The organism is Devosia sp., from assembly GCF_028290435.1.
In the GTDB taxonomy this organism is placed as follows: Bacteria; Pseudomonadota; Alphaproteobacteria; order Rhizobiales; family Devosiaceae; genus Devosia.
In genome coordinates this window covers 67,082-90,170 of the sequence record NZ_JAQGJV010000003.1, presented here as the reverse complement: position 1 = coordinate 90,170, position 23,089 = coordinate 67,082, and the positions used below count along the sequence as shown (strand labels likewise).

At 62.8% G+C, this 23,089-nt stretch carries 22 protein-coding genes; 14 read left to right on the top strand and 8 right to left on the bottom strand.

Features of this window, described 5'->3' with window-relative positions; translation table 11 throughout:
* Positions 1–17 precede the first annotated feature (17 nt).
* The 8 genes from JWP26_RS00540 to JWP26_RS00505 all read left to right on the top strand — a co-directional run bounded on the left by JWP26_RS00540 (position 18) and on the right by JWP26_RS00505 (position 7,272).
* A complete protein-coding gene (locus tag JWP26_RS00540; protein ID WP_299721869.1) occupies positions 18–806 on the top strand; it encodes a ScpA family protein in 789 nt (262 codons plus the stop codon).
* The gene (scpB, locus tag JWP26_RS00535; RefSeq protein WP_299721867.1) at positions 803–1,474 is read left to right on the top strand and encodes an SMC-Scp complex subunit ScpB; all 672 of its coding nucleotides are present in this window, start codon (positions 803–805) and stop codon (positions 1,472–1,474) included. Before JWP26_RS00540 ends, scpB begins: the two co-directional genes overlap by 4 nt.
* Before the next feature lie 102 nt (positions 1,475–1,576).
* On the top strand, positions 1,577–1,792 hold the full coding sequence (gene tatA, locus JWP26_RS00530) for a twin-arginine translocase TatA/TatE family subunit (RefSeq protein ID WP_299721865.1): 216 nt from the start codon (positions 1,577–1,579) through the stop codon (positions 1,790–1,792).
* A gap of 60 nt (positions 1,793–1,852) precedes the next feature.
* On the top strand, positions 1,853–2,551 hold the full coding sequence (tatB, locus tag JWP26_RS00525; RefSeq protein ID WP_299721863.1) for a Sec-independent protein translocase protein TatB: 699 nt from the start codon (positions 1,853–1,855) through the stop codon (positions 2,549–2,551).
* A 3-nt stretch (positions 2,552–2,554) separates the two neighbouring features.
* The gene (gene tatC, locus JWP26_RS00520) at positions 2,555–3,370 is read left to right on the top strand and encodes a twin-arginine translocase subunit TatC (RefSeq protein WP_299721861.1); all 816 of its coding nucleotides are present in this window, start codon (positions 2,555–2,557) and stop codon (positions 3,368–3,370) included.
* Between the two features lie 240 nt (positions 3,371–3,610).
* A complete protein-coding gene (serS, locus tag JWP26_RS00515) occupies positions 3,611–4,942 on the top strand; it encodes a serine--tRNA ligase (protein WP_299721859.1) in 1,332 nt (443 codons plus the stop codon).
* Positions 4,942–5,712, top strand: coding sequence for a 5'/3'-nucleotidase SurE (gene surE, locus JWP26_RS00510; protein WP_299721857.1), 771 nt, complete (start codon positions 4,942–4,944; stop codon positions 5,710–5,712). Before serS ends, surE begins: the two co-directional genes overlap by 1 nt.
* A 297-nt stretch (positions 5,713–6,009) precedes the next feature.
* Entirely contained in the window at positions 6,010–7,272 is a 1,263-nt protein-coding gene (locus tag JWP26_RS00505; RefSeq protein ID WP_299721855.1) for a peptidoglycan DD-metalloendopeptidase family protein, read from the top strand.
* Between the two features lie 190 nt (positions 7,273–7,462).
* On the opposite strand, the gene JWP26_RS00500 is transcribed toward JWP26_RS00505, so the two are convergent.
* Positions 7,463–8,335 carry an ATP-binding protein gene (locus JWP26_RS00500; protein ID WP_299721853.1) on the bottom strand — a complete coding sequence of 291 codons (873 nt, stop codon included), beginning with the start codon at positions 8,333–8,335 and terminating at the stop codon, positions 7,463–7,465.
* A 202-nt stretch (positions 8,336–8,537) separates the two neighbouring features.
* On the opposite strand from JWP26_RS00500, the gene yajC reads away from it, so the two are divergent.
* The 4 genes from yajC (at position 8,538) to JWP26_RS00480 (ending at position 12,886) form a co-directional block, all read left to right on the top strand.
* Positions 8,538–8,897, top strand: a complete 360-nt coding sequence (gene yajC, locus JWP26_RS00495; RefSeq protein WP_299721851.1) for a preprotein translocase subunit YajC — start codon at positions 8,538–8,540, stop codon at positions 8,895–8,897.
* 62 nt (positions 8,898–8,959) lie between these two features.
* Complete coding sequence (gene secD / locus JWP26_RS00490) at positions 8,960–11,512, top strand: protein translocase subunit SecD (RefSeq protein WP_299721849.1); 2,553 nt, start codon at positions 8,960–8,962, stop codon at positions 11,510–11,512.
* 148 nt (positions 11,513–11,660) lie between these two features.
* Entirely contained in the window at positions 11,661–12,044 is a 384-nt protein-coding gene (locus JWP26_RS00485; protein ID WP_299721847.1) for an MTH938/NDUFAF3 family protein, read from the top strand.
* The gene (locus JWP26_RS00480) at positions 12,044–12,886 is read left to right on the top strand and encodes a phytoene/squalene synthase family protein (RefSeq protein ID WP_299721845.1); all 843 of its coding nucleotides are present in this window, start codon (positions 12,044–12,046) and stop codon (positions 12,884–12,886) included. Before JWP26_RS00485 ends, JWP26_RS00480 begins: the two co-directional genes overlap by 1 nt.
* On the opposite strand, the gene JWP26_RS00475 is transcribed toward JWP26_RS00480, so the two are convergent.
* The 6 genes from JWP26_RS00475 to JWP26_RS00450 form a co-directional block, all read right to left on the bottom strand.
* Complete coding sequence (locus tag JWP26_RS00475; protein ID WP_299721843.1) at positions 12,883–13,332, bottom strand: thioesterase domain-containing protein; 450 nt, start codon at positions 13,330–13,332, stop codon at positions 12,883–12,885. The two genes, JWP26_RS00480 and JWP26_RS00475, sit on opposite strands and share 4 nt — an antisense overlap.
* 160 nt (positions 13,333–13,492) lie before the next feature.
* Positions 13,493–14,875 (bottom strand): methylenetetrahydrofolate--tRNA-(uracil(54)-C(5))-methyltransferase (FADH(2)-oxidizing) TrmFO, encoded by a 1,383-nt coding sequence (gene trmFO, locus JWP26_RS00470; protein WP_299721841.1) that lies wholly within the window; start codon positions 14,873–14,875, stop codon positions 13,493–13,495.
* A gap of 169 nt (positions 14,876–15,044) precedes the next feature.
* Entirely contained in the window at positions 15,045–15,194 is a 150-nt protein-coding gene (locus tag JWP26_RS00465; protein WP_081917282.1) for a DUF1127 domain-containing protein, read from the bottom strand.
* 195 nt (positions 15,195–15,389) lie between these two features.
* Positions 15,390–15,542 carry a hypothetical protein gene (locus JWP26_RS00460; protein ID WP_299721830.1) on the bottom strand — a complete coding sequence of 51 codons (153 nt, stop codon included), beginning with the start codon at positions 15,540–15,542 and terminating at the stop codon, positions 15,390–15,392.
* 187 nt (positions 15,543–15,729) lie between these two features.
* Entirely contained in the window at positions 15,730–18,624 is a 2,895-nt protein-coding gene (gene uvrA / locus JWP26_RS00455) for an excinuclease ABC subunit UvrA (protein WP_299721828.1), read from the bottom strand.
* A gap of 309 nt (positions 18,625–18,933) precedes the next feature.
* Positions 18,934–19,572: a LysE family translocator gene (locus tag JWP26_RS00450; protein WP_299721826.1), complete on the bottom strand. Its 639-nt coding sequence runs from the start codon at positions 19,570–19,572 to the stop codon at positions 18,934–18,936.
* A 276-nt stretch (positions 19,573–19,848) separates the two neighbouring features.
* Here JWP26_RS00450 and ssb point away from each other — a divergent pair, with 276 nt between their 5' ends.
* Together ssb and JWP26_RS00440 are read left to right on the top strand one after the other, a co-directional pair.
* Positions 19,849–20,376, top strand: a complete 528-nt coding sequence (gene ssb, locus JWP26_RS00445; RefSeq protein WP_299721824.1) for a single-stranded DNA-binding protein — start codon at positions 19,849–19,851, stop codon at positions 20,374–20,376.
* A gap of 272 nt (positions 20,377–20,648) precedes the next feature.
* Complete coding sequence (locus tag JWP26_RS00440) at positions 20,649–22,010, top strand: NAD-dependent succinate-semialdehyde dehydrogenase (RefSeq protein ID WP_299721822.1); 1,362 nt, start codon at positions 20,649–20,651, stop codon at positions 22,008–22,010.
* A 72-nt stretch (positions 22,011–22,082) separates the two neighbouring features.
* On the opposite strand, the gene JWP26_RS00435 is transcribed toward JWP26_RS00440, so the two are convergent.
* A complete protein-coding gene (locus JWP26_RS00435) occupies positions 22,083–23,084 on the bottom strand; it encodes an ABC transporter ATP-binding protein (RefSeq protein WP_299721820.1) in 1,002 nt (333 codons plus the stop codon).
* Positions 23,085–23,089: the final 5 nt, after the last annotated feature.

The window sequence follows — 23,089 nt, the reverse complement described above, 5'->3', positions numbered from 1 at the left end:
CTGCGGCCCCTTTCCCCATGACGAGTGCTCCGACCGATTGGTTCGATGCTCCCGCGCCTCCGGCTGCGGACGACGTCATGTATGTCGATGTCGACGGCTACGAAGGTCCGCTCGACCTGCTGCTCGATCTGGCCCGCCGCCAGAAGGTCGATCTGGCCGCCATTTCCATTCTGGCTTTAGCCGAGCAGTATCTCGCCTTCATCGAGACCGTGCGCGAGCAGCGCATCGAGGTCGCCGCCGATTATCTGGTGATGGCTGCCTGGCTGGCCTATCTCAAATCGCGCCTGATGGTGCCCCAGGCGCCCAACGACGACGAACCCTCCGGCGAAATGCTGGCCGCCATGCTGCAATTCCGCCTCAAGCGGCTCGAAGCCATGCGCCGCGCCGCCAACCAGTTGATGAATCGCCCGCGCCTCGATGTCCAGGTCTTTGTCCGCGGCGCGCCCGAGCCGATCGAGATCGCGCGCAATAATATTTGGGAAGCCAGCCTGTTCGACCTGCTCAAGGCCTACGCCACCAATCGCGAGCGCGGCATCTCGACTGATTATTCCCCCTTCGTACGCACCGTGTGGTCGTTGCAGGATGCCCGCGATATTCTCCAGCGCCTGATCGGCGACAGCTTCGATTGGGTGCCGATGGATAGTTACCTCGCCGAATACCTCACCACACCGGGGGAACGCGCCACAGTGCGTGCATCCAGCTTCGCCTCCAGCCTCGAACTGGTGCGCCAGGGCAAGATCGACCTGCGCCAGACCGAGGTGTTTGGTCCGCTCTTCATGCGCCGCAGCAAGAGTGACCCGCGGTGAACGACGATCATGACGACCACGCCGAGGTGGCCGAGCGCAACCTGCGCATTCTCGAAGCGCTGCTGTTCGCTTCAGCCGAACCGCTGGCGCCGGCCGATATGAAAATTTATCTGGGGCAGGGCGCCAATGCCGAGATGCTTTTGGCCGAACTCGCCCGCCGCTATGCGCCCCGTGGCGTCAATCTGGTGCGCCGTGGCGACAAATGGGCGTTCCGCACCGCCGACGATCTGGGCTTTTTGCTGCGCCGCGAAAGCCATGAGACCCGTCCGTTGTCGCGCGCGGCGCTCGAGACGCTGTCGATCATCGCCTATCACCAGCCCGCCACAAGGGCCGAGATAACCGAAGTGCGCGGTGTTGATACCGGTAAGGGGACGCTCGATCTGCTGATGGAGGCCGGCTGGGTGCGCATGCGCGGCCGCCGCCGCACCCCGGGCCGCCCGGTGACCTATGGCACCACCGATGCCTTTCTCGATCATTTCGGGCTGGAGAGCCTCGGCGATCTGCCAGGCCTTGAGGAACTCAAGGGCGCGGGCCTGCTGTCGGGGCGCTTGCCCTCCACGCTGCAAATCCCGCTGCCCTTCGACGGCGCTCTGCGTGAGGACGAGGATCCGCTCGATCCGGACGACCTTGACGGCGGCCCCGATTTGGAGGACGACGCTGGCAATTAAGCGGATTGCCAACACGTTCTTGTGTTAGGGCGCGATTAAACCTATTTCTCATCCTACCTATCGATGTATCGCGTTCTGAAGAAGTTCAAGGGAGCCTGAAAAATGCACGCGCCAGGAATTTGGGGCATACTGATCGTCGCCGTCGTCGTCATCCTGCTGTTCGGTCGCGGCAAGATTTCCGGCGTCATGGGTGAAGTCGCCACCGGCATCAAGGCCTTCCAGAAGGGCATGAAAGACGACGAGAAGCCGGCGGAACGCGTCACCACGACGACCGCCGATATCGATGCTCGCGAAGTCGATCGCAGCAAGGACGCCTAAGCGCGCCCATGTTCGTAGCGGCCGGTTTCCGGCCGCTGGGTCATCAAGGAATAAGAACATATGCTCGGCTTAGGCTGGACAGAGATGCTGGTTATCGGCGTCGCGGCGTTGATTTTCATCGGTCCGAAGGACTTGCCTGTCGTCATGAAGCGCCTGGGCCAGCTCACCGGCCAGATCCGCCGCATGGGCAACGAGTTCCAGCGCGAGATCAACAAGACCACCGGGCTCGATGAAGTGCGCAACCTGCGCAACGCCATCACCCAGCCCCTCAAGCAGACAACCGACCAGATCCGCAAGGATTTCAACGCCATGACGGCGACGGGCGAGGTCAAGCCCAGCGGCCTGATCAAGCCCGCCGATCCCAAGGTTGAAAGCGTGGTCGACGAGATCCGCGCCCAGGCCGGCATGACGCCGCCAGCACCCGTTCCTGCGCCGACTCCGGTCAAGGCGGCTATCACGCCGAAAGCCCCGGCCGTCAAAAAGGCTGTGGCCAAGAAGGCTCCGGTCAAGGCCAAGGCCGCGCCGACCAGCAAGGTCATCACTAGCGACCTCAAGATTCTCGACGCCGTGCCGGCGCCAGCCGAGTCGCAGCCGATCGACATGAAGCCAGTGGCCAAGAAGCGTACCCCCAAGGTCGCGTCCGGCAATACCGTTCCGGTCCTGCCCACCGAGCCTGCCGATTCGCCGGCCGCCCCGACCCCACGGGCCCGCGCCCCGCGCAAGCCCAAGACACCCACCGCGAAAGCCGGAACCGAATAAACCATGGCCGACGCAAAACTGCTCGAAGACAAGTCCAAGGAACCCGTCGATGAACTCGCCGGCAGTGAAGCGCCGCTGCTCGAGCATCTGATCGAGCTGCGCAAGCGGCTGATCTATTCGGCAATCGCGCTGGTCATCCTGATGATCGGCTGCTTCATTTTTGCCGGCCAGCTCTATGATTTGCTGCTGCAGCCCTATCTCAGGGTGCTGCCCGGCACCAAACTCATCACCACGGCGCCGCAGGAACAGTTCTTCACCTATCTCAACGTGGCGATGTTCTCTGCCATCTTCCTCGGCTTCCCCATCGTCGCCAGCCAGATTTACATGTTCGTGGCCCCCGGCCTCTATAAGCACGAGCGCCACGCCTTCATTCCGTATCTGGTCGCCACGCCGGTACTGTTCTTCCTCGGTGGGTGCTTGGTTTATTTCGCCGTTCTGCCGATGGCGCTGCATTTCTTCGCCAGCATGCAGACCGACCACATCGAGATGATGACCAGCGCGTCGGAATATCTCGGCTTCGCCATGACGCTGATTCTGGCCTTCGGCGTCTGTTTCCAATTGCCGGTCGTCTTGACCCTGCTGGCTCAGATCGACCTGATCGACGTCAAGATGCTGAACCATGGCCGCCGCTACGCCGTGGTCGGCATCCTGATCTTCGCGGCTTTCATTACGCCGCCCGATCCGATCTCCCAGATCGGCCTGGCCGTACCGATGTACCTACTCTACGAAATCTCGATTATCTCCGTGCGGCTGGTGGAACGCCGCCGGGCGCGGGATGAGGCGGCACGGGCTGCTGCGGACGAAGCTGCGTCGGAATAGTATCCAAAACGCGCCACATACGCGATGTCACCCCGGCGCAGGCCGGGGCCCATCCCGAGATCGTAGTACTCTGCATCATTTCAGGCTGGGTTCCGGCCTTCGCCGGAATGACACCGCGAGTGGGGCTACGTCGCGGTTAAAACCATTGCAGCTTCCACCGCGCATCCTTAGACATGCATCCAACATCGTCGTCGGCCCACCGGGCCCAAGCTAGAGGCGGGGCCGTGTCCCCGGCTGAACATGTTCGATATCAAATGGATCCGCGCCAACACCGAAGCCTTCGATGCGGCTCTGTCCCGCCGCAAGGGCATCGTCACGCGCTCGGCTGATTTGTTGGCCATCGATGACCGCCGCCGTGACATCATTGTTCGCCTCAACGAAGCCCAGGAGAAGCGCAACGCCCTCTCCAAGCAGATCGGCCAGGCCAAGGCACAGAAGGACGAGGCCAAGGCCGGCGAACTGATGGCCGAAGTCGCCCGCCTCAAGGACACAATTCCGGCCGGCGAAGCCGAGGAACGCGCCGTCGAACTCGAACTGCGCAACGCCCTGTCGGTCCTGCCCAACATTGCCTTCGATGATGTGCCCGATGGCACCGACGAAGCCGGCAATGTCGAATATTTCGGCCGCAACGGCTCGCCCGAAACCGCCGCCAAACTCCGCGCGCCACGCCCCAGCTTCGCCTTTGCCCCTAAGGAGCATTACGAAGTCGGCGTTGCCGCCAATGGCAATATGGATTTCGAAATCGCGGCCAAACTCTCCGGCAGCCGCTTTGTCGTGCTGAAAGGGCAGGTGGCCCGCCTCGAACGCGCGCTGGGTCAGTTCATGCTCGATTTGCACACCAATGAGCACGGCTACCTCGAAGTCCAACCGCCGCTGCTGGTGAAGGATGACGCACTGTTTGGCACCAATCAGTTGCCCAAGTTCGAGGATGATCTTTTCTTCGCACCGCATGGTGATGGCCGCCTTGCGCTTATCCCCACCGCAGAAGTGCCGCTGACCAATATGGTCCGCGAATCCATCCTGAGCGAAGAAGAGCTGCCGTTGCGCCTTACCGCCTTGACGCCATGCTTCCGCTCCGAAGCCGGCTCGGCCGGGCGCGATACGCGCGGCATGCTGCGCCAGCATCAGTTCAACAAGGTCGAGATGGTGTCGATCACCACGCCCGAAACCTCGGTGGACGAACACGAGCGCATGCTGACCTGCGCCGAAACCGTGCTGCAAAAGCTGGGCCTGCATTACCGCGTCATGAACCTGTGCACCGGCGATCTCGGCTTTGGCGCCAAGAAAACCTATGACCTGGAAGTCTGGCTGCCCGGCCAGGACACCTATCGCGAAATTTCCTCGGTCTCGGTCTGCGGCGATTTCCAGGCCCGCCGCATGGACGCGCGCTATCGTCCCACTGGCGAAAAGGTGTCGCCGCGTTTTGTCCACACCCTCAACGGCTCCGGCACGGCCGTCGGCCGCTGCCTGATCGCGGTGCTGGAAAATTACCAGCAGGAAGATGGCTCGGTACTCGTGCCGGAGGTGCTGCGGCCCTATATGGGCGGCCTCACCTCGATCGGCGGCCGCTAATGGCCTTGCGCATCCTCATCACCAATGACGACGGCGTGGATGCGCCCGGCATCGCCGTGCTCCAGGCTATCGCCGCCCAGATCAGCGACGATGTCTGGACCGTGGCGCCCGATAGCAACCAGAGCGGGGCAGGGCACCGCTTCACCCTGCGCCGCGAACTGGCAATTGACCAACGCGCCGACCGCGTCTTCGCCATCACCGGCGGCTCGCCCGCCGATTGCGTCGTTGCCGGCATGACCCACATCCTGGGCGACAAGCGCGCCGACGTGGTCCTCTCCGGCGTCAATGCCGGCCAGAACCTGGGCGATATCATCCACGCTTCGGGGACAGCCGGCGGTGCTCGTGAAGGGGCTTTGCAGGGTGCAATCGCCATCGCCTTGAGCCAGTCCATCGATTTCGAGGAAGGCCACGAAATCCTCTGGGAGAATGCCGCGATCCACGGCGCCGCTACCGTCCGCGCCATCCTGGCCGCCCATGCGGGCGACGACATCTATTACAACGTTAATTTCCCTGCCTGCCCGCCCGACGAGGTGACCGGCATCAGCGTGGTGCCGCACCAGCGCTTCTCCCGCTCGCCGTTTGGGTATTATGCGAGCCACAACGCGGGCAAATTCTTCGTCGCCATCCCCGAAACGCCCCTGCCGCTGACCCGCGAACATGATTTCGAGGTCATGCGCAAGGATAACGCAATCACCGTGACGCCGCTGCTGCTGCAGCAGACGGATATGGGTGTGGTGGAGCGGCTACGGGGCAAGCTGCGGCTGACCTAGGGTTCGAGTTTGCGGCACACCCCCTCCCAGCCTCCCCCATCAAGGGGGAGGTGTCTGCCGGTGGGTGTGACTCAATCGAGTTCAACGAGTGGAGAGAAACCTCCCCCTTGATGGGGGAGGTAGGAGGGGGTGCTGGCTGGCCGCGATCTATCGGTTCGTCGCCCTCCGCTCCTTAACCTTACCCAATCCCGAATCCACCCTCGCCAATTTCACGCAAATCGCATCGGCTTTAAACTCGTCTTTACCTTACCGGCCTAGTCTCTGACTTGTGTTGAGTACCTGCGTACGAGTAAACTGATGAGTATCCGCGTATCCCGTCGGGCGCTGAAAAGCGCCGCAGCGATTGCAGGCATCATGGTTGGGGCGGTTGCCCTGTCAGGATGCGCCTCTGTCGGTGGCCGTGCGTTCGGTGACAGCACCGTCACCGGTTCCGCCGGCCAGTCCAGCCCCTCCAATCTCAATCAGCCCATGCCCGGCTCGCTCGGCGCGCCGAACATGCAGGTGGCTGATAGCCAGTTCCTGCCACCAGCCAATGTGGGCGGGTTCGCCCCGCCGCAGCAGAATTGGTCGCAGCAGCAGTCTTACAACCAGCCCATGGGCGGCATGACTTCGCCCATTTCGAACGGGGGCGGCATGCAGTCCGTATCCTCGCAAGACCTTCCAGTCCTCGGTTCAAACTCCTCAATGGGAAATCAGCAAGCCATGCAACCTCAGCAGAACCTTGCCCCGGTTGCAGCTATGCCAATGCCCGCTGCCCTGGGTGCACCAGCCGCAATGCCAGCTCCACAGCTCGCCGCAGCATCGGGCAATGCCTATACCCACCAGATCGCTAGCGGGGAGTCCCTCTACACCATCGCCCGCCGCTACGACGTGACCACCCAGGCGATCGTGCAGGCCAATGGCCTTGGCTCGCCCGACAAGATCGTCGTCGGCCAGCGCGTCATCATTCCGGGCCGTGCCGACCTCCTGGCCACCAAGGGCCCGCAGGCCGCGCCAGTCCAGCTCGCCTCGGCGGCTCCGGTTCTCGGCAGCCAGCCAATGCCCCTGGGCACAAGGCCGGCCGCCCAGCCTGCTCCGCTGCAGGCGACGCTTCCGGCTAGCCCCGCCGTCGTCGCGCCGGTCCAGCAGGCGGCTCCCGCAGTGGTTCAGCAGGCCAGCGTCCAGCAGCCCGTGTCGGAGCCGGTCATGTCCGGAAGCGACAAGTTCCGCTGGCCCGCCAGCGGCCGCATCATCACCGATTTCGCCAGCTCCAAGGGCACCGGCATCAATATCGAAGTGCCCGAAGGCTCGCCGGTCAAGGCTGCTGAAAACGGTACCGTGATCTATGTCGGCTCCGGCGTCGAAGGCTATGGCAACCTGATCCTGCTGCGCCACCCCAACGGGTTCGTCTCGGCCTATGCCCACCTCAAGTCGATGTCGGTAGCCAAGGGCGACACCGTCAATCGCGGCGACGGCATCGGCACTGCCGGCATGACCGGCTCGGTCTCGAAGCCGCAGCTCCACTTTGAGCTGCGCAAGGGCGCCACCCCGGTCGACCCGGTTCCGCTGCTCGCCAGCTAAACAGTTACGAGGCCACTCGTAATGAAAATCCCCGCGCAAGCGGGGATTTTTGTTTTCACCTCTCCCTTGGGGGAGAGGTCGGCGCGTAGCGACGGGTGAGGGGGCCTTTACTTGGTGAGGTGTGTGGGGAAGGCCCCCTCACCCGACCCAAGAGGGTCGACCTCTCCGCCAAAGGGAGAGGTGAAGAAAGCTAAGCACTCTTCCCCATCTCGCCCGCCAGCGTGCGCACTAACTGGATCGCCACGCGGCCCGAGCGGGCCCCACGTGTCGCCGCCCATTCGATTGCACGGGCCTTAAGCGTGTCGTCGTCGATATCCAGCCCATAATGATCCGCGTAGGTGCGCACCATGACGAGGAACGTCGGCTGGTCGCAGTTGTGGAAACCCAGCCACAGCCCGAACCGGTCGCTGAGTGAAACCTTCTCCTCGACGGCCTCACCGGGATTGATCGCCGTCGAGCGCTCGTTCTCGATCATGTCGCGCGGCATCAGGTGGCGGCGGTTGCTGGTGGCATAGAACAGCACATTGTCCGGCCGCCCCTCGAGCCCGCCATCGAGGATGGTCTTGAGCGACTTGTAGCTGGTCTCGCCATTGTCGAAGCTCAGGTCGTCGCAAAATACGATGAACCGCGCGTCCTGCTTGCCGATAATCCGCATCAGCGCCGGCAGCGTTTCGAGGTCTTCCCGGGCGATTTCGATCAGCACCAGCCGCTCGAAACCCTCGCGCTCGCCGATGTCGGCGTGGATTGCCTTGACCAGCGAACTTTTGCCCATGCCCCGCGCGCCCCACAGCAGCGCATTGTTGGCGCCGTGGCCCCGCGCGAACTGCTCGGTATTGCGCAAGAGGATGTCCTGCACCGCGTCGATTCCCTTGAGCATGGCCAGCGGCACGCGGCTCACGCGGGGCACCGCCATCAATTGTCCGGCACCCGCATCCCAGTGATAGGCGTTCGCCTCGCCAAGCCCGCGTGCGCCGGCCTCCGGGGCAGGGCGCATTGCCGCCAGCGCCTCTGAAATTTCGGCCAGTGTGCCGGCAATTTGCGCCAGATAGTCTTTGCTCTTCACGTCGGTCGTTCCACTTCAATCCGCGTCATTATGTGTCCCCGGAATGCCTTTGCAATCGCTGGGGTGCAAATGTATAGTCCGCGCGATTTTGACCGGGGCGCAAGTGCACATTGCCCCAAATGCGTCCAGTCCACGCGCGCAAGCGTTGTCGGGTCCTGTCGCGTCCCTCCCAAGCAAAAACAATGAAAAAGGAGCTCGCCTCATGTTCGTTACCCAAGCTTATGCTCAAGCCGCTACCGGCGCCGCCGCTGCCCCCACCGGCGGCATGACCGACATTCTCGTCCAGCTGGCGCCCATCCTGCTGCTGGTCGTTATTTTCTACATGCTGATCTTCCGCCCGCAGCAGAAGCGCGTAAAGGCCCAGCAGGCCATGCTCGGCGCGATCCGCCGCGGCGATACCGTCGTCACCACTGGTGGCATCGTCGGCAAGGTCACCAAGGCTGTCGATGGCGAAGACCTCGAAGTCGAGATCGCCACGGGCGTCAAGGTCAAGCTGGTGCGCGGCATGATCTCGGACGTTCGCTCCAAGGCCGAGCCGGTCAACGACAACAAACCCGCTTAATCAGCGGCGGCTAATGCCGGGGCCAATGGCTCCGGCTTTTTCTGTCTTCAGGACACCCCCAGATGCATTTCTCGCCGATCCGCACCGCCATCATCGCCATCGTCGCCATAGTCGGGCTGCTGCTCGCTATTCCGAGCTTTCTGAGCAAGGACCAACTGGCCGCATGGCCGGGTTTCCTGCCACATCAGACGGTGGTGCTGGGTCTCGATCTGCAGGGCGGCTCGCATCTGCTGCTCCAGGTCAACAAGCAGGGCATCATCACCGAGCGTGTCGGCGAATTGCGCCGCGACGCCCGCACCGTGCTGGCCAACGATAACGGCATCGGCAACCTGATCACGCTTAACGCTGCCGGCAACGGCATCGAAGTCGAGCTGACCGACCCGACCCAGAAAGCCGCAGCAGTCGCCGCCCTGGCCACGCTGCAGAATACCGTCTCCAATTCGATGTTCGCCGTTGGCGGCGTCAGCGAGTTGGAATTCGGCGAAACCCCCGATGGCAAGCTGACCGCCAGCCTGACCGATCAGGGCGTGGCCGAGCGCATGTCTTCGCTGGTCGCCCAGTCGATGGAAGTGATCCGCAAGCGCGTCGACGAACTGGGCACGACCGAGCCCCAGATTCAGCGTCAGGGCACCGACCGCGTGCTGGTCCAGGTTCCCGGCTTCGAGGACTCCACCCGCCTCAAGGACATCATTTCGCGCACTGCGCGCCTCACCTTCCACATGGTCTATCCGGGCCTGACAGCAGATCAGGCCGACGCCCAGGGCCTTCCCGTCGGCACCTATATTCTGCCCAGCAATGACGGCGGCCGCGAACTGCTCTATGAAGATGTCGCCATCGGCGGCGAATCCCTTGTCGATAGCCAGCCCAGCTTCGATAGCCAGCGCGGCATTCCCGTCGTCAGCTTCAAGTTCGATACCCGTGGCGCCGTTACCTTCGGCCAGATCACCTCGGCCAATATCGGCAAGCGTTTTGCCATCGTGCTCGACGATCAGGTCATCACCGCGCCGGTCATCCAGTCGGCGATCACTCAGGGCACGGGCCAGATCAGCGGCAGCTTCACCACCCAGTCGGCCAACGATCTCGCCGTGCTGCTGCGCGCCGGCGCTTTGCCCGCCTCGCTCGACATCGTCGAAGAACGCTCGGTGGACGCCAGCCTTGGTGCCGACTCGATCAAGTCCGGCATGATCGCCGGTATCGTCGCCGCCGTTGGCGTGCTGAGCTTCATGATCATCGCCTATGGCCTGTTCGGCGTGTTCGCCAATGTCTCCTTGGTCCTCAATATCGTGCTGATCTTCGGCGCCCTGTCGGCGCTGGGGGCGACGCTGACCTTGCCCGGCATCGCCGGTATCGTGCTCACCATCGGTATGGCGGTCGATGCCAACGTGCTGATTTATGAGCATATCCGCGAAGAACAACGCGCCGGCCGCTCGCCGCTGCAATCGATCAATTCGGGCTTCAGCCGCGCCTGGACCACGATCATCGATTCCCACCTGACCCAGCTGATCGCCGCCACGGTGCTCTATTTCATGGGCTCGGGTCCGGTGCAGGGCTTTGCCGTCACCCTGGCGCTGGGCATTCTGACCTCGCTGTTCACCTCCTACACCGTCACCCTGTGGCTGGTCGGCATCTGGTTCCGCGCCCGCCGTCCCAAGACGTTGAAAATCCAGCATTTCCGCTTCATCCCGGATGGCACCAAGATTCCGTTCATGAAGATCTCGCGCTATGTGATCATCTTCTCGATCGTGATGAGCATCCTCTCCATCGGTTCGGCCTACTTCAAGGGCTTCAACCTGGGCATCGACTTCATCGGCGGCACCGCCATTGAAATCCAGCATGTCGGCGGCCCCGCCGATGCCGGCCAGGTGCGCGAACTGCTCGACGGTCTTGGCCTGGGCGAAGTGCAGGTGCAGGGTTTCGGCACCCCCACCGACGTTCTCGTTCGTGTCCAGGCGCAGGAGGGCGGCCAGGACGCCGACCAGGTCGCCGTCACTAAGGTGCGCGAAGCCCTGGCTACGCAGAGCTATGAAATCCGTCGCACCGAGGCCGTCAGCGGCACCGTGTCTGGCGAACTGGCTTACAAAGGCATCATCGCCGTCATCGTCGCCCTGGTGGCGATCCTGATCTACATCTGGGTCCGCTTCGAGTGGCAGTTCGCCTTGGCGGCCGTCACCACCACCACGCACGATATCATCATGACCATCGGGCTGTTCTCGATTACCGGATTGGAGTTCAATCTGACCTCCATCGCGGCCGTCTTGACCCTTGTGGGTCTCAGTTTGAACGAAACCGTCGTCATTTCCGACCGTGTTCGCGAGAACCTGCGAAAATACAAGAAGATGCCACTACCCGAGCTGATCGATTTGTCGATCAACCAGACCATCGTGCGCACTTCGCTGACCTCGTTCACCGTGTTCCTGGCGCTGGTGCCCCTGGTGCTGTTCGGTGGCGAAGTCATTCGCAGCTTCACCATCGCCATGACCTTCGGCATGCTCGTCGGAATGTATTCCTCGATCATCGTCAACGGCCCGATCCTGATCAATTTCGGTCTCAAGGCCCGCGCCGACATCCCCGAGGACAAGAACAAGCTCAAGAACTCCGAAGGCGCCCAGGTCTAGGGCAGGGGATTCTAACCCCGACTATTCTCACGAGGCAGGGATGGGCCCCGGTCCATCCCAACCACCGAGCCCCCTTCTCCCTCGTGGGAGAAGGTGCCCGAAGGGCGGATGAGGGGGCCCTGGCGCTCACCGCAACCAAAGGCCAATCATGACCGACACCGGCCACTATCCCCAGCAAGTCATGATCGACGCCTACGGCAATCACGGCTTCCGCTTCGCCGACATGTCGCATCGGGGCTCGCTGCTGTGTCTGCCCACCGGCATGTTTTCCTGGGATGTGACCACGGCCGCCGAGATCAGCCTGGACTCCCTCGCACCCGTCCTCGCCGTCGCCGACCAGATCGATGTGCTGTTTATCGGCCTGGGCAAGGACATCGCAGCCATCGATCCGGCGATCCGCATCGCCTTTCGCGAGCGCAGCGTCATCATCGAAGCCATCGCCACCGGTGGCGCCTTGCGCACCTATAATGTGCTGATGGCCGAACACCGCGCCGTCGCCGCCGCCCTCATCGCCGTCGACACGGCGCGTTGATGGCCAAAGAGTCTTTCACCCACGCCGCCGAAGCTCTGCGCGCCAGCGACCATGACCGCTTCCTTTCGACCCTGATTCTCTCGGGTCCTCGCCGTGACGGCATTGTGGCTCTCTACGCTTTCAACGCCGACGTCGCCTCGATCCGCGACCGCGTCTCCGATCCGGCCCCGGGCGAAATCCGCCTGCAATGGTGGAACGACGCGCTGGAAGGGCAGGGCCATGGCGCCATTCGCCAAAACCCCGTCGCCGACGCGCTGCTCGACACGATCGCGGCTTACAACATCCCCATCGGCACGCTGCAACGCCTGCTCGGCGCCCGCCGCTTCGATCTCTACGACGACCCGATGCCCGACCTGCCCACCTTCGAGGGCTATGCCGGCGAAACCGCCTCGACCCTCTACCAGCTCGCTGCGATGATCCTCAACAATGGCGAATTGATCGAAGCCGGCGACGCCGCGGGCCATCTCGGCGTCGCGCACGCCCTGATCGGCCATCTGCGCGCCTTCGGTTACACCGCGTCCCAGGGCCGCATCATGCTCCCCTGGTCGATCTTCGTCGCCAACGGCGTGCAGGAACGTGAGATTTTCTCGGGTACCCAGAGCGAAGCACTGCACGAAGCGCTGGCGCAGGTAACCGAGCTCGCCGGCGATCACCTAGCCAAAGCCGAAATCGCCATTGCAGCCGTACCGGGTGCGCTCCGCCCGGCCTTCGCCCAAATAGCCGTATTGAAGGCCCAACTCACCCTGCTGGCCCGCCGCACCAACCCTTTCGAGCCCGCCACCGACGATGCCGACTGGCGCAAGCTGAGCCGTCTGGGCTGGTGGATGTTCCGGAACCGCTAAAGCCCCGCGCCGAGCGCGACGAATTCTCCCGTAAGGCGTCCGGCCTCGCGGCCCTCGAACTCCAGCACTGATCCAATCGAAATCCGCGCACGCCCCTTGCGGCTGAGCATTTTCACGAACAAGTCCCAGTTCGCGCCCGCTTCGAAATACGACCGCGCCGTGAACGTCCCGGAGATCGGCGCCAGATAGTCCATCGTGTTCCGCTGGATCACCACGCGGCTCTCCAGCCCCGCCGCCGTCAGCCGCAAATGCAGCAGCGACCAACACGCCAATATCGCCACTGCCGATGCGCTGCCGCCGAATGCCGTTTCCCGATGATTGATATTCGGCCCCAGCGGCGCACTTAGCACCACCGCGTCATCGCCAATGGAGACCACACCCACATCCATCGCCTTTGACAGCGGAATGTGGTCATGCAGGTAGGCCTGAAGTTCGGACGCTGTCATAAAGTCCCCCTCATCCGGCGCTACGCGCCACCTTCTCCCCGACGGGAAGAAGAATAGGAAGCACCATGCTCCCAGAATTCCTCTCCCCATCGCGGAGAGGGTGGCCGAGCGAAGCGGAGGACGGGTGAGGGCGTCTTCCTTCACAGCGCCGTCAATAGGCTCAGGCCCAGTCCCCGATATCCACCAGCGCCCGGCCGGTGATCGCGCGGCGCTTGGCGATGACCTTGTCATTGCCCTTCCACTTGACGCCTTCGGGCTTGACTACTTTGACTTCCGGAAACAGTCCGAAATTGACGTTCATCGGCTGGAAGCTGCGCGCACCCGAATAGGCCTCGCCCTCGATATGCCCACCCGTAATGTGGCCAATCAGCGCGCCCAGCGCTGTCGTCACCGGCGGCGTTGCCATCACTTCGCCGCGCGCTTCCGCCGCCGCCAACCGTCCGGCGACCAGCCCGATGCTGGCACTTTCGACGTAGCCTTCGACGCCGGTGACCTGGCCGGCAAAGCGAATGCGCGGATCGGCCTTGAGCTTTAAATCCGGCCCCAACACCTTGGGCGAATTGAGGAACGTATTGCGATGCAGCCCGCCCAGCCGCGCGAATTGCGCATTCTGCAGGCCGGGGATCATGCGGAAAATCTCCGCCTGGATGCCGTAACGCATCTTGGTCTGGAACCCGACCATGTTCCACAGCGTGCCCAGCGCATTGTCCTGCCGCAGCTGCACGATGGCATAGGCCTTGACAGTCGGATTGCGCGGATTGGTCAGCCCCACCGGCTTCATTGGTCCGTGCCGCAGCGTCTCGCGTCCGCGCTCGGCCATCACCTCGATGGGCAGGCAACCGTCAAAATACGGCACCTTCTCCCAGTCCTTAAACTCGTGCAGGTCGGCCCCCAGCAGCGCATCGACGAAAGCGCCATACTGCTCCTGATCCATCGGGCAGTTGAGATAATCCGCCCCATTCCCCGACGGCCCGACCTTGTCGTAGCGCGACTGGGCCCAGACAATGTCCATATCGATGCTGTCTTTGTGCACGATCGGCGCGATTGCGTCGAAAAACGCCAGGGCGTCCTCGCCAGTCAGCGACTGGATGCCGGCGGCCAAAGCCGGCGAGGTCAGCGGTCCCGTGGCGATGATCACATTGTCCCACTCGGCCGGCGGCAGTCCTTCGACTTCGGCCCGGTCGATGGTGATATTGGCATGTCCCTCGATCGCGGCGGTCACGGCAGCGGAAAACGCGTCGCGGTCCACGGCAAGCGCGCCGCCGGCGGGCAGGGCGTTAGCATCGGCCATCCGCATGATCAGCGAGCCGCAGCGCCGCATTTCCTCATGCAGAAGCCCGACCGCGTTCTGGTCCTTGTCGTCGGAGCGAAAACTGTTGGAGCACACAAGCTCCGCCAATCCATCGGTCTGGTGCGCGTCTGTGCCGCGGACGGGACGCATCTCGTGCAGCACGACCTTTACCCCGGCCTCCGCCGCTTGCCACGCCGCTTCCGATCCGGCGAGCCCGCCGCCGATGATATGAATGATGTCTGATTTTGCCATGGCTGGCAGATACCAAGCTGGCCGGGAGAGTGCAACTGGCGATGAGTTGTGCTTATGATTCAGGCGGTTGGGCAAAGTGCCGCGAAATACTGCACAAAGAAAAACGCCCGCATCTTAGAAAGAAGCGGACGTTCGGGTTAGTTCAAAGTCTAGTCTAGCGCGGGCAGTCTTACAGCGAAGAAGCATGGTCGCGGGCGATACGATTGATATCGGTGCGCGAAATGCCCAGGTCGTTGAGCTGGCGATTGTCGAGAGCGGCGAGTTCACGAACGGTCTGCTGATAAGCGGCCCACTTTTTGAAAGTCTTGCGAATGTCCATTTGAAGTCTCCTTGCGTTTACGAGGATATATCTAGTGGGGTTCGGTCAAGATGAGCAGTGGGCCATTTATCAATGAAGCTATGCGGCCTACGCGGGTCTTTAACCAAGGGCATTCATCCGGCGTTAAGCTTGGCGGAATGGCAACGGCCGCCGGAGGGAGGTCCGGCGGCCGCGCAAACTCACAATTGATTGAGATCAGCGGTCGAACAGACCGCGCGTCATCTTCTGGAAGTCAGGGGCGCAAAGCCCCAGCAGATCGACATCTCGCGGCGAGGGAACGTCCATTTCCCGCAGCGCTTGCTTGATGTCGACCAGGCGCTTGGAACGCCAGACGGCACGAACAAACATCAACAGATTCCCTAGGCTTGGTTACGACTTTAGCAGCATGAGCCGATTTTCGCCGCCGCGCCATGCCGTAAACGTCAATCACGGCATGCGTCGATCGCATGGCATTTTCACAATTCTGTCGCGAAATAGCCCGTATGGCGTATTGGTCAAGAATCCAGCATGCTGGATTTCTTGTTTCACCACTGAACTATTCAGCCGCCTTGTTGGCAAATTGCTGCCGCCGCGACATCACATCCTTCAAGAACATTCCGGTATGCGAGCGGGTATTCTCCGCAATAGTCTCGGGCGTCCCGACGCCGACAATCTCGCCGCCGCCATCGCCACCCTCGGGGCCGAGATCGATGACCCAGTCCGCAGTCTTGATGACCTCCAGGTTGTGCTCGATGACGATGACGGTGTTGCCGCCATCCACCAACTCGTGCAGCACCTCGAGCAGCTTGGCCACGTCATGGAAATGCAGCCCGGTCGTCGGTTCGTCCAGCATGTAGAGCGTTCGCCCGGTCGCCCGCTTGCTGAGCTCCTTGGAGAGCTTGACGCGCTGCGCCTCGCCGCCCGACAGGGTGGTGGCGGGCTGGCCGACCTTGACATAGCCCAGGCCCACCCGTTGCAGCGTGGCGAACTTTTCGCGGATGGTCGGTACGGCCGAGAAGAAGTCGACGCCCTCATCGATGGTCATGTCGAGCACGTCGGAGATCGACTTGCCCTTGAACTGCACTTCCAGCGTTTCGCGATTGTAGCGCTTGCCCTTGCAGACGTCGCAGGTGACGTAAACGTCGGGGAGGAAGTGCATCTCGATCTTGAGCACCCCATCGCCTTCGCACTTCTCGCAGCGTCCGCCTTTGACGTTGAACGAGAACCGCCCCGGCCCATAGCCGCGCTGCTTGGATTCGGGCAGACCGGCAAACCATTCGCGCAGCGGCGTGAAGGCGCCGGTATAGGTGGCGGGGTTGGAGCGCGGGGTGCGCCCGATCGGGCTCTGGTCGATATCGATGACTTTATCCAAGAATTCGAGGCCGGTCAGCGACTCATGCGGCGCCGGCATGACGCGGGCGCCGTTCAGGCGACGCGCGATGGCGGTGTACATGGTGTCGATCATCAGCGTCGACTTGCCGCCACCGGACACGCCGGTGATGGCGACGAACATGCCCAGCGGCACATCGACGGAAACGTTCTTGAGATTATTGCCGGTCGCGCCCTTGAGGCTGAGCGCCTTGCCCTTCTTGGCCTTGCGTCGCTCGGCCGGAATGGGAATGCCCATGCGGCCGGATAGATACTGGCCGGTCAGGCTATCGGGACTCTTGAGGATATCCTCCGGCGTGCCTTCGGCGACGATATGGCCGCCATGCACACCGGCACCGGGGCCGATATCGACCACGTAGTCGGCGGTCATGATCGCGTCTTCATCATGCTCGACCACGATCACCGTATTGCCGATATCGCGCAGCCGCCGCAGCGTATCGAGCAGGCGGGCATTGTCGCGCTGATGCAGGCCGATGGAGGGTTCGTCGAGCACGTAGAGCACGCCGGTGAGGCCCGAGCCGATCTGGCTGGCGAGGCGAATGCGCTGGCTTTCGCCACCCGACAGCGAGCCGGAATTGCGCGCCAGCGTCAGGTAGTCCAGCCCCACATCGTTGAGGAAGTTCAGGCGCTCGCGGATCTCCTTGAAGATGCGCTCGCCGATCTGCCGCTGGTTGTCGTTGAGCTTGGCATTGAGCGTCTCGAACCAGTCCGAGGTCGCCCGGATCGACTTCTCGGTTACCTGGCCGATATGCAGGCCGTCGATCTTGACCGCCAGCGTTTCCGGCTTCAGCCGATACCCGCCGCAGGCCACGCAAGGCGCCTGCGACATGTACTTTTCGATCTCTTCGCGCATGCCGGCGCTTTCGGTCTCTTTGTAGCGCCGGTCCAGATTGCCAATCACGCCCTCGAAGGGCTTGGACGTCTTGTACTGCCGCAGGCCATCGTCATAGACGAAATTGACCGCTTCCTTGCCGGTGCCATAGAGCACGGCGTGCTGAACCTCGAACGGCAGCTCGTTCCAGGCGGTGCCGGTCGAGGCACCAAAATGCTTGACCACCGCATCGAGCGTTTGCAGGTAATAGGGCGCCGAGGTTTTGGACCACGGCAGGATGGCCCCGTCGCGCAGCGACAGGCTGGCATCTGGGACGATCTGGTTCGGATCGATCTTCTGCTCGGTGCCCAAGCCGTCGCAGACCGGGCAGGCGCCGAACGGATTGTTGAACGAGAACAGGCGTGGCTCGATTTCGGCAATAGTGAAGCCGCTCACGGGGCAGGCGAACTTTTCCGAGAACGTGACCTGGCGCTGCGTGCCGTCCTCGGCCTTTTCATCGGCGAACTCGATCAGCGCAATGCCATCGGCCAGCTTCAGCGCGGTCTCGAAGCTTTCAGCCAGGCGGCCGGAAATATCGGGACCGACGACGATGCGGTCGACCACCACCTCGAGATCATGCTTGAGCTTCTTGTCGAGGGCAGGGGCTTCCTCGATCTCGTAATATTCCCCATCGATCTTGACGCGCTGAAAACCCTTGCGCATCAGATCGGCCAGTTCCTTTTTGTACTCGCCCTTGCGGCCGCGCACCATCGGCGCCAGCAGGAACAGGCGCGTGCCCTCGGGCAGTTCCATGACCTTATCGATCATCTGCGACACGGTCTGGCTCTCGATAGGCAGGCCGGTGGCGGGTGAATAGGGAATGCCGACGCGAGCAAACATCAGGCGCAGATAGTCATAGATTTCGGTGACGGTGCCTACCGTCGAGCGCGGATTGCGCGAGGTGGTTTTCTGCTCGATGGAAATCGCGGGCGACAGCCCCTCGATATGCTCGACATCAGGCTTCTGCATCATTTCGAGGAACTGCCGCGCATAGGCGGACAGGCTCTCGACATAGCGGCGCTGGCCCTCGGCATAGATGGTGTCGAACGCCAGCGACGACTTGCCGGACCCGCTCAGCCCCGTCATCACGATCAGGCTGTCGCGCGGCAAGCGCACGTCGATGCCTTTGAGATTATGCTCGCGCGCCCCACGGACGATGATTTCGCGGTTCTGGCTGGGCTTTGGCGTCATGATCGTATCCATGGCTCGGGCGCGCGGAGCGGAGCGCCTCGGCAGATATAATAGGGTATGGCGAGCGGGGTAAGCCGCAGAAGTAAGAACAAGGCATGCATCTTGCAAGTTCCGATCAGGCCGGTCGGCGGATGGTCGTCGTCACCATGCCGTGTAGAAGAACATCTGCCGCCCAATATTCGGAACATAAAAGGAACAAATGCGGATTCGGTCAAGCCCCGGCTCCTGCCTTCATTCAAACACAATTGACCGAACAGTCAAAATTGGAACATTGCCGCAACATCTGCCTCGTTACTGCACATAGTTTCATCACTTGGCCTGCGCCAGGCCATGCCAGGCCGTGAACACCGCAACGACCAAGAACAGCAGACCGGCTCCGCGGCCGATCCAGATAGTTATCTGGGGGCTTGCCACCAGAAAGTCGCGGCTCCTGCCGGCGGCAAGCGCCAGGCCGCCATAGATCGTCAGCTGCATCAGCACCGTGATGATCCCGATGACCAGCGCTTGCGACCAGACCGGCCCGTATTCCGGCCGGATGAACTGCGGGAACACGCTGAAGGTGAAGAGGTAGGCCTTGGGATTGAGCAGGCACGTCACCAGGCCCTGCCGAAACGCTACCCATTGCGAGCGTGTATTGGCGCGGCCAACCGCGTCGACGGTGATCGATGTGCGCATGAGCGTGATGCCGATCCAGGCCATATAGGCTGCGCCCACCAGCACCAGCGCCGACAACAGGCCCGGCGCCGATCGCGCCAGCACGCCCACGGCCGTCGCCCCGAAAATGGTATGCGCCACCCCGCCGGCCATGATCCCGCCCGTCGCGGCCAAGCCCGCGCGGCGACCGCCGGTCAGCGCGTTGGCCAGCACGAACAGCATGTCCATGCCCGGCACCACGATGATGCCGAACACCAGGACGAGATAAATCCACAATGCGTCCGTATAGGCCATGCTTTCCCCGCCGCTGAGCGTCGCTCTGCCTTAGGGGAGGCTGCTGACAGGGCGTGTCAGGAGGGGCGGGATTTCACCAGAGCATCGTTGGTTTGAAGATTCTGTATGCATCTTGACGGTGGATAGAATGTGGAACATAACAAGAACGGCAGAGCGCGCATGTTTACAACCAAAAGGAGATGTGCGCGTTACCTTTGTGGCAGCAGGCGCAGCGCTGCTGGGTAAGTGAGCGTCCCGCGAGGCACCGTCCCGGGGACTGAATAAGGGGAATGAGCTATGGCAGGCAGTGTGAATAAGGTGATCCTGGTCGGCAATCTCGGTGCCGATCCCGAGGTTCGGAACCTGCCGAGCGGCGGCAAGGTGGTAAACCTGTCGATCGCCACCTCGGAAAACTGGAAAGACAAGAACACCGGCGAGCGCCGCGAAAAGACCGAATGGCACCGCGTGGTGATCTTCTCGGAAGGCCTGGCGCGCGTCGCCGAGAGCTATCTGAAAAAGGGCAGCAAGGTCTATCTCGAAGGCCAGTTGCAGACCCGCAAATGGCAGGACCAGAGCGGCGCCGACAAGTACTCGACCGAAATCGTGCTGCAGGGCTTCAACTCCAACATGACCCTGCTTGACGGTCGTGGCGAAGGCGAAAGCACCGGCGGCGGCGATAGCGGCGGCTTCCGGGGCACGCGTCCATCCGAAGGTGGCTATAATAACAGTGGCAATGGCGGCAATTCAGGCGGCGGCGCCCGTCGCCCGACCTCCAACGCTCCGGCCTTCGAGTCGGGCGGCATGGACGACGATATCCCGTTCTAAGTCGGGCCGGCCAAGCCTGGATTTGTAGCTGTGGGGCCCTGATAAACTGGGGCTTTAAGCAGAGTGACGCTCCATCCTTATGGCTCCTTGCGGGGCGAGGGTGGAGCGTTCTTTTTTGTCAAATCGGAAGATGGTCGCGGTTTGATGCGCGGGCTGGGCTGGTTTGACCCAGCGTCCGGTTTTTGGGCGCGGGCAGTGCGAAGGGCTATGGTGACCCTGCCGGCGCCGTTATCCTCCGGGCAGAGCAGCAAGTTTGCCAAGGAGGAGCGGCCATGACGTTCAAATCGATCAATCCGGCGACCGGCGTGATGCGCGCTGAGTTTTCCGCCCATCCCCCGGCCGAAGTGGAGCGCCTGCTGGAGCAGGCCTGGACCGGCTGGCGCGCCTGGGCGGCGACGACGATGGAGGAGCGTTCGGCCTTTCTGGTCAGGCTGGCCGAACTGCTCGAAGCGCGTGCGGACGACTATGCCGCGCTGATCACCGGGGAAATGGGCAAGCCGGTCGGCGAGGCCCGGGGCGAGGTCATCAAGGCGGCGACCGGCGCGCGGCATTTTGCCGAGGCCGGGCCGCGTTATCTTGCCGAGGAGCCCATTGTGGGCACGCCCAGCAGCATCATCTACGAGCCGATGGGGCCTATATTCGGCGTCATGCCGTGGAATCTGCCGTTCTGGCAGGTGCTGCGGTTTTTCATTCCGGCCGCCATCGCGGGCAATGTGGTGCTGGTCAAGCATGCCGACCTGGTGCAGGGCTCGGCGCAGGCGATCGAGGATCTGGTGCGTGATGCCGGCGGTCCGGCAGGTCTCTACACCAACCTGCGCGTGCGGCGCGATGCGGTGTCGGGCATCATCGCTGATCCGCGCGTTCGCGCCGTGACCGTCACCGGCAGCACCGGCGCCGGTCGTGCCGTGGCGGAGGCCGCGGGCGCGCATGGCAAGAAGGCCGTGCTCGAACTGGGCGGCTCTGATCCGTATATCGTGTTCGAGGACGCCGATTTCGACAAGGCGGTCAGCCTGGGCATCGTGTCGCGCTTTTCCAATAATGCGCAAAGCTGCATCGCCGCCAAGCGCTTCCTGATCGCCGCGCCGATCTTTGACGCCTATTGCGCCGCCTTCGCCAAAGCCGCATCGGCCTTGGTGATCGGCGACCCGATGGACCCGACGACCAAGCTGGGACCGCTGGCCAAGGCCGACCTAGTCGAAACGACCACGCGGCAAATTGCCGATGCGGTAGCGGCTGGCGGGCGGATCATCGCCGGCGGCAAGGCCATGGCCGGGCTGGGCAATTTCTTCGAGCCCACGGTCATCGTCGGGGTCGACCCGACAGCGCCGATCGCCAGCGAGGAGTTCTTCGGGCCGGTGGCGCTGATGTTCCCGTTTACGGGCGAGGCCGACGCCATCGCGCAGGCCAACGCCACCGATTTCGGCCTCGGTGGCGCGGTGTGGACGCGCGATCCGGAGCGCGCTCGCCGGGTCGTGCGGCAGATGGAGGCCGGCGCGATTTTCATCAACGACTTCGTCCGTTCGGACCCGCGGGCGCCCTTCGGTGGCGTCAAGGGCTCGGGCTTCGGGCGTGAACTGGGGCCGCTCGGGGCGCGGGAATTGACCAATGCCAAGCTGGTGTGGACTGGCGCCTAATCGCAGCCAGACGGACAAAAGCAAGAGGCGCGGAACCTAGGTTCCGTGCCTCTTGCTTTGTAGCTGCCCACCTTAGGCGAGTGGCTGGCCTTGGGCGTCGAAGCGGTGGAATGACTGGCCCTGGGGACCGAAGCGCAGCACCTCGCCGGGTGTGCGCGATGACTTGCCGTTCTGGCGCAGGACCAGCGGCTCGGTCGCGCCGACGTCGATATAGATAAAGCTGTCGGAGCCCAGGTTCTCCGAATAGATCACCGTGCCGCTCCAGGGGCCGCTGTCGCTGATGTCGAGATGTTCGGCGCGCACGCCCACGGTATGAGCACCGAAGGGCGCGGCCTGTTCGCCGGTGATGAAGTTCATCTTGGGCGAGCCGATGAAGCCGGCGACGAACAGCGATTTGGGGCTGTCATAGAGCTCCATTGGCGTGCCGACCTGTTCGATGCGGCCGGCATTGAGCACGACGATGCGGTCCGCCAGGGTCATGGCCTCGACTTGGTCATGGGTGACATAGACCATCGTGGTCTGCGGCAGGCTGGCCTTGAGGCGCGCGATTTCAAGGCGCGTGGCGACGCGCAGGGCCGCGTCCAGATTGGACAGCGGTTCGTCGAACAGGAACACTTTTGGATCGCGCACGATGGCACGGCCGATCGCCACGCGCTGGCGCTGGCCGCCGGACAGCGTGCGCGGATGCCGGTCGAGATAGGGCGTCAGTTGCAACTTCTCGGCCGCAGCGTCCACCTTGGCGCGGATTTCTTCCTTGGGCAGATGTTGCAGCTTGAGGGAATAGGCCATGTTGTCGAACACGGTCATATGCGGATAGAGCGCATAGGACTGGAACACCATGGCGATGCCGCGCTTGGATGGCGCAACGTCGTTGACCTCCTGGCCATCGATGGACAGCGCGCCCGAGGAGATTGTCTCAAGGCCCGAAATGCAGCGCAGTAGCGTAGACTTGCCGCAACCCGAGGGACCGACGAAGACAACGAATTCGCCGCTATCGATCGCAAGGTTGATGTCCTTGAGAATCTCGACATTGCCGTAGCTTTTGAACAGGTTGGTGACCGTGAGGCTCGACATCTGGT